Origin of the sequence: Mesorhizobium sp. M0522, from assembly GCF_040321085.1 — a bacterium.
GTDB lineage: Bacteria > Pseudomonadota > Alphaproteobacteria > Rhizobiales > Rhizobiaceae > Mesorhizobium.
In genome coordinates, this window is the sequence record NZ_JAMYQW010000030.1 from 79,671 (window position 1) to 86,678 (window position 7,008).

6 protein-coding genes are annotated in these 7,008 nt (G+C 61.7%); 2 read left to right on the forward strand and 4 right to left on the reverse strand.

What is annotated here, in order from left to right; all coding sequences use genetic code 11:
- Positions 1-19: 19 nt before the first annotated feature.
- From NKI58_RS26285 to NKI58_RS26300, 4 genes are read right to left on the reverse strand one after another with little or no spacing between them, the layout of a single operon-like run.
- Positions 20-1,081 carry a substrate-binding domain-containing protein gene (locus NKI58_RS26285; protein WP_352625025.1) on the reverse strand — a complete coding sequence of 354 codons (1,062 nt, stop codon included), beginning with the start codon at positions 1,079-1,081 and terminating at the stop codon, positions 20-22.
- Between the two features lie 60 nt (positions 1,082-1,141).
- A complete protein-coding gene (locus NKI58_RS26290; protein ID WP_352595426.1) occupies positions 1,142-2,203 on the reverse strand; it encodes a substrate-binding domain-containing protein in 1,062 nt (353 codons plus the stop codon).
- Between the two features lie 31 nt (positions 2,204-2,234).
- Complete coding sequence (locus NKI58_RS26295) at positions 2,235-3,494, reverse strand: M20 family metallopeptidase (RefSeq protein WP_352595424.1); 1,260 nt, start codon at positions 3,492-3,494, stop codon at positions 2,235-2,237.
- Positions 3,491-4,705 (reverse strand): ROK family transcriptional regulator, encoded by a 1,215-nt coding sequence (locus NKI58_RS26300; RefSeq protein WP_352595423.1) that lies wholly within the window; start codon positions 4,703-4,705, stop codon positions 3,491-3,493. The genes NKI58_RS26295 and NKI58_RS26300 overlap by 4 nt, the downstream gene beginning before the upstream one ends.
- 442 nt (positions 4,706-5,147) lie before the next feature.
- Here NKI58_RS26300 and NKI58_RS35620 point away from each other — a divergent pair, with 442 nt between their 5' ends.
- Positions 5,148-5,825 (forward strand): hypothetical protein, encoded by a 678-nt coding sequence (locus tag NKI58_RS35620; RefSeq protein WP_502898114.1) that lies wholly within the window; start codon positions 5,148-5,150, stop codon positions 5,823-5,825.
- Positions 5,826-6,239: 414 nt separating this feature from the next.
- On the forward strand, positions 6,240-6,416 hold the full coding sequence (locus NKI58_RS26310) for a hypothetical protein (RefSeq protein ID WP_352495879.1): 177 nt from the start codon (positions 6,240-6,242) through the stop codon (positions 6,414-6,416).
- The last annotated feature ends 592 nt before the right edge of the window (positions 6,417-7,008 follow it).

Genomic DNA, 7,008 nt, shown 5'->3' on the forward strand with positions numbered 1-7,008 from the left:
GGGGCGCCATTGTCTGCCGCTACTTCATGGCGGCCGCGATGGTCGCGGGCACGTCCTTGTTGAGGGACCGCTTCCACCCGTCCTTGACAGTGTCCTTGGTGACGGCGAGGGAATCGACCACGATGAACGGCGCGGCCTTCTTGCCGATCAACGCGGCGGCCGTGGCGCGTGCCAGCGTCACGCCGATGTCGTAGGCTTCGTCTGCGATGAGTGCCGCAACGTTGCCGCCTTTCATCATGTCCAATGCCGCCGGTTCGTTCAGGTCGAGCGTGACGATCTTGGTGTGGCTGTTGCCGGCCGCCCGCAATGTGGACAGCACGCTAAGCGCCGGCTCAGCCCAGGTAACGTAGATACCGTCGAGGTCTGGGTGCTGTGTGATCATCGCCTGCGCGATCTCCTCGCTGCGCGCGGGGTCGGCCATTCCGGCCTCGGCCACGATCTTCATGTCCGGATAGTCCTGCTCGATCGTGTGCTTGAATGCTCCATCGCGCTGGTTGGTGACGTAGAAATCGGCATCGTGAAAGATGTAGCCGACCTTGCCCTGCTTGCCGAGCGCGTCGGCCATTGCGATCCCGGCCTTGTTGCCCATCTGGAAAAGGTCGTCCGAAACGATGGTCACATAGTCCTTGTCCTGAACGTAGCCTGCCGGCGAATTGTCGACGAATCCCAATTTCACGCCGGCCTGGCGCGCAGGATCAAAGACGATGGCCGCACTTGCGGGATCGACCGGTAGGGACAGTATAATAGAGGGCCTTTTGGCGAGTACTGTCTCGACGTCGGATTTCTGCCGGGCCGCATCAAAGCCAGCGTCGGTCTGAGCGACGACCCTGATGCCGAGCCGCTTCAACTCGTCCTGGGCGCCGCTGTTCACCGCGTTGGTGTATTCGCTCATCTCATGCCAGACCAGCGCGGCGGTGTATTTGCCGTCCTTGATCTGCTGCTCCTCAGCTGGTGTGAGCACGACGCTCTTTGCCGGCGTCGGCTTTTCCCCGTTCGGTCCCGTGGTGGTGCCCTCGGCTGCGAAGGCGTTGGCGGCGGCGAGCGCTACCAGTGCCGACAACATTCCAATTGCTGTGCGCATGTCAGTTCCCCTTGTTTTTATGATGTCGGCGGCCCTGATTGGCCGCCGGGCATTCGCCTGTCATTTGGCCGCGTCGAGCACCGATTGCGGCGCGTCACGGTTCAACGAATCCTTCCAGCCCTGCGCAACGTTCTGCTTGGTCACGGTAAGCGCCGGGGCAACGACGAAGGCCGGGGTCTCCTGGCCGAGCAGCGCCTTGACGCCGACAGCGGCCATGGCGCGACCGAGCTCATACGCCTTGTCGGCCACCAGTGCGGTCACATTACCGCCCTTGACCATATCGAGCGCCACCGGTTCGGCGAGGTCGAGCGTGACGATCTTGGTCTTGGTGTTTCCGCTTGCCCGCAAGGCCGACAGCACGCCGTCGGCCGGTTCGGCCCAGGTGACGTAGATGCCGTCAAGATCGGGATGCTGCACGAGCATGGCGCTGGCCAACTCTTCTGCCCGCGCCGGATCGGAGATCCCCTGCTCGGCGACGATCTTGATACCGGGATAATCCTTCTCGATCGTTGTCTTGAAAGCCTGGTCGCGCTGGTTCGTCACATAGTAACTGGCGTCGTGGAAGATGTAGCCGACCTTGCCCTTGCCATCGAGCGCCTTGGCCAGTGCATCGGCCGCCTGCTTGCCCATCTGGAACAGGTCGTCAGTGACGATGGCGGCATAGTCGGTTCCGTGCTTGTAGCCTTTCGGCAGATTGGAAAGGAATACCAGCTTGGTGCCGTCGGTGAGCGCCTGACGGAACGCCTCGGCCGAAGTGACCGGATCGAGGGGCAGCGACAGGATGACGTTTGGCTTCGCCGCGAGCGCGGTTTCGATGTCGCTGCGCTGGCGCGCGGCGTCAAAGCCCGCGTCGGTGGTGGCGACGATTTGAATGCCGGCACGGGCAAATTCATCCTTGGCACCGGACGTGACCGCATTCGTGAAGTCGGAGGAGGTGTGCCACAGCAGCGCCGCCTTGTAGCCCTTCTCCTTTACTGCGGCCAGGTCTGCATCCGACAATCTAACCTCGGCGCTGGGTGTCGCCGTCTCGCCGCTTGGTCCTACTGTCTGTGCGCCGGCACCGTCGGCCACCAGCATCAGGCTGCCTGCAAGTGCTGTAGCAACAAGTCTGTCTATCAGCATGATAGTTCTCCCATTCGCTCTCAGTTGTCATTCATTCCGTAACGCCGCAATACTCCACCATGAACCGGGCGAAGCCTACGACGCCGGCCAGATATTCCTCGACCTCGACGTGTTCGTCGAAGGTGTGGCAGTTGCGAATGTCGCCTGGCGCGCAGTACACGGCGGGGATGCCGAGCCGGTTGGTGAAAAATGATGACTCTGACCAGAATGGCGCGCCTTCGATGGCGCCGCGACCAGCCATCGATCGGGCCATGGCGGCAGCAAGAGCGCCGACCTCCGGCCTGTCAGGTGCAATCTCGGCGGCGTTACCCCCGAGCGGATGATCGCGGCCTGCCGGATAGGCGAACGCCAACATAATTTCGGGATCGGTGATGGCGCCGCGCACCACTGCCTCGATTTCGGCGGCGGCCTCGTCCAGCGACTCGCCGGGCAACAGCTTGCGGATCAGCGACAACGTGCAGCGTTCGGGCACCGCGATGTAGCCGCCGCCCGCAAGGCGGGTGATCAGCAGGAAGCCACGCCCAATCAGCGGGTGCTCGGCTCTTGTTGCAACATCTTCCGAATGCTTCCACAGCGCGCTCATGACGGCGTGGCTTGCACGCAAGGCATCCTTGCCGAGTTCGGGTACGCCGAAATAGGCTGATCGTCCGGTGATGGTGATGTCGGTAATGAAGAAGCCAATTTGGGCCGGATAAACCGAAAGGCGGGTAGGCTCCACATAGACGACGAAATCGGGCGCCAAGACTTCGCCTCTCTCAATGCGGCCGACGAAATCCTTGATGCCGGCGGAGACGCCGGTTCCAGGCTGGCCGCTCTCCTCGTCGCCGACGAAGGCAAAGGCAACGTCGCCGGCCAGTTGGATGTCGGCTGTGTCGAGCAGAGAGAGTGCCGACAGCGCGGAGCAGATGCCGGCCTTGAGGTCGCCGGCGCCGCGGCCCCAGATCTGCCCGTCGATCATTGGCGCGGCAAACGGATGCTGCTTGGCGGTGCCAGCCCAGTGCTCGCGCCAGCCCTCGACATGGACCGTATCGGTGTGGCCGATGAAGAGCAGCCGCTTCCCGGCGCCAGCACCTTTGCGCTCACCCCAGACGTTGGGCCGGCCGGGCGCGAATTCCGCACGCCGAATTTCGCTCAAGCCAAGCACGCGCATCCGGTCTTCAAGGAAGTCGACAAAGTTTTCTTCGTGACCGGTTATGCTTTCGCGGCCGATTGCCCCCTGCAGAAGCTCCACCGCTGCGTCGCAATCGAGGGCGGCGCGCAAGCGGGCGGTGATGTCCTTTAAGGCGGTCATAGCGTGGCCTCGCGCAGCACGGCCGAACTGGCTGGGGGAAGCGAAATGCGTCCGTCGGGCGCGTCGACGCCGAACAGTGTGTTGTGCAACTGGCTGAGCCCGATGGCGGCAGCGCCGATGAGCGCTGCCCGCGACCCGAGTTCGCTGGCCTCAACGGCGATAGGGTAGGGGAAGCAGCGCGGCAGCAGGTCCCTAACGCGCAACAGGATTTCCGGCCGCAGCCCGATCGAGCCGCCCAGGACGACCTTTTGCGGATTCGCAATTGCCGCTATGGCCACAATGCCTTGTGCGAGGTAGCGCGCGGTTTCGTCGAGCACCGTCGCGGCATGCCTGTCTCCAGCCAATGCACCGTGGAAAATCGTCGGCACATTGACGATGTTGCCCGTCAGCGTTGCGTAGCGTTCAACCATGGCGTTGGTTGCGACCACGCGCTCGAAAGCGCCGGCGCGCAACGATGTCGGCGCGAAAGGATCGGCGCCAATCGGCAAAAAGCCCATCTCGCCGGCTGCATTGCTGGCGCCCCGCACCAGATTGCCTGCAACCATGAGGCCGCTGCCGATACCGGTACCCAGCGCTATGAAGGCTAGATTGTCGATACCGCGGCCGCACCCCTGCCAGTTCTCGCCGAGCACCGCCAGATTGACATCGTTCTCGATCATCACATGAACCCCGAATGCCTGCTCGAAAGCGCGAACGACATTCATCGTGCCAAAGCCGGCAATATTCGGGGCAAGCAGGACGCGGCCCGTCTTCTTGTCGGGTGCACCGGGAACACCAATCACCGCCAGCCTTATCTTTGTGCGCGAGATTCGGTGCCTCTCGGCCGCCTGAAGCGCTAGATCCACGATCTGGTCGACGATGAACTGTCCGCCCCGAGGATCGGTCGGCGCCGTTTCCTCTGCGAATATCTGGCAGGCAAGATCGGTGAGGGCGACCCGGACTTTGGCGCCGCCGAGGTCGACGGCCGCGATGTAGGCCGCGTCAAATACGAGTTCGTAAGTGACAGCCGTGCGTCCGACATGTCCGCTCGTGCGCCCTGTCTCCTGCACCCAGCCTTCCTGCTCGAGTGTCCTGACGATCTCGGAGATTGTCTGCTTGGACAAGCCGGTCTGCTTTGCGATTGAAGCGCGCGAGATCGGCCCGCCTTGCACGATCGCCTCCATGACGGAGCGCTGGGAGAACTGACGAGAAATGCGCGGCAAGTCGTTCAACAGCAGCTCCGATTAATTCGTTCTGTGACCGAACTTAATAATCATTTTGGACGGCCGTCAACTGGCCGCTCAACAAGGGGTTTGTCTACCATGCGACGGAGTGTCGCAAAACCAAAAACGGAGAAGAAAATCAATGCTTTAACGAAGAGCCATTCATCCATTAAAGCCTCGCAAAGTTGTCTAGGTGCAGAATGGAGCGGCGTCTACAACTGCTCGCGGCGCCAATGGCGTACAAAGAGCATTCGTCGACGAAGCTGATGCACGACGCGCCATTAACCACCACCAGCCTGCGGTGCTGTTATCCCGTGAGTCGGTAGGGGGAAAGCCCGGGCTAGCGCCCCGAGCATTTGTGGCGCAACTGCGACGTTCCCGGCTACGCTGACCGCATCGTCGGAGATTTTTCAATTCACGTTGATGAGCCATTGGGCCCTCCATTTCCCGCGTGGCGAAGGGCAGCAATGCGCCTCTCGGCCGTAGAGATCAGCTTCTCCGCGTCCTGAAAGCAGACATCGCAAGCGAGGACTCCGGAGGTCGCGGTTGCGCCCTCAAGCCCCGCCCGGTCGACCAGATAGAAGATCGCATTGGCCTCGCCGCCCGGCATCGTCTCGCTGCACTGGATGCGGCTGTTAGGCTGGATCAGACCGAGCAGGGTCTCCGCCGCACGATAAGCCTAAATTTCTTCCGCGAGCAATATCCTGGCCTCCTTGGCAGCAGCGATGAACGCCTGGCGCGCTATCCTTGGTGGTTTTTCTCCACGGATTACGGCAAGGCATGCTTCGATTGCGGCGAGCCGCGACTTGCCTTCCCGCGTCGGCCAATCCCTCAGCAGAACTTCGGCCGCGTCGGATACCGACGCAACAACTCTGTCGCGATCGATCCGGCCGGGTTGAACGATGACGGGCTTTCTGAAACGTCTCGTACCCACGACAGCCTCCAAGAAAAAGTTATGTTAGCTTCTGCGGATCCTTTGCGCCACATCAAACGTCCGCAAGTAACTAAAGGCATCCGCTTGGCCCAGAAGCTGCCGCCGCGATGGACGCTGGCCAGTGCTTCAGCACGTCGGGCTTGGCCCCGAGTTTCGAAGAGCGCATCGCCAAGAGCGGCGTTACCCAATAAATGATGCACAAATACCCAGTGAAGCGGAGTTCTCCGAACACCGCGAAATGGAATCTCGGGCCTGAATTTTACTCCATATCCGGCCACGAACTCAAATCTGGATAGAAACTTGGGGCAACGTCAGTCTCCATAGTCGATCTCGGCCAAGCGGTGTGCGTTGCCGGATTGGAGTTCAGATGACCGCGCATGCTTGGTGGAATTCGAGCCTTGCCGCGCGCGGAAACGGTTCTTGCCCGTGCCGTAACCAAAGATTGCAGATGAAAATCACTTTGAACTGCCCGGTGGCACGGCATCGCTGTCGAAACCGGACATCAGGCCCCAATCGATGCTCAGGGCTTCCTTCTTAAGCGCAGTAACTTTGAAACAAATCCTGCCGGCAGGCGTTCCAGGATGGCGGGCGGCGTTGCCGGAGGACCCAATGCCCGACGAATACAATGACATCGTCATCCCCCAAGACCACGATGCATCGCCACTTCGGGAGGAGGAGTATTTCGTCCTCTGCCCGGCGTGCGGTCAGGCGTTCGACATCAGGTGTATGGCAGAGGCGCTTCATCACAACGAGCTAGGCCACGAGCCATACGACCTCGACTCGTAGTCGGCAGTGATGGACGACCGTCGACGAGCGTTTGGAGATGTCCCTTCACGGCCTCTATGCGAGCCGGGGTCGAGACCAACACCGAGGGTAAGCTCTCGCTCATCTGGCCGGTCGCGTTGCCGACTGATCGGCCTAAAACGAATCCCTGACGCGAGGGCGGACCTTCGCCGGCACGCTATGTCTTCACAGGTACCTTGCGGGCTTTCGATGCGGCCGCGGCCGTCACCGACCGGGTTGTTAACCCAGGGCGACGGCGCCTACTCCACCGCAACCATGTCGCCCAGTTCTGTCGCGGCGCTCCGAAGCAGACCTGTTGCCGGCATCGGGTGCCGGGACCAACATGTGATCTCGATAATGCGTAAGAGCCGAAGGCCGATCGCCCGCAACAAGTCGCTCATTGCAGAGAAAGGTTACGATCGATCGGATGCCCGCGTTGCCTTCACCCGAAATGTTGCTGGGCGCCTCCTTCGACAGCGCGCACATGCGACACGTCCTGGCCGGGCGCGGCGCCTGTTGCCGAGAGCGACGATCGCGAATCCGAACGCTGGACGGCAGGTGAGGCGCGGTTGCGATAGGCCAGGTCTGACTTGCT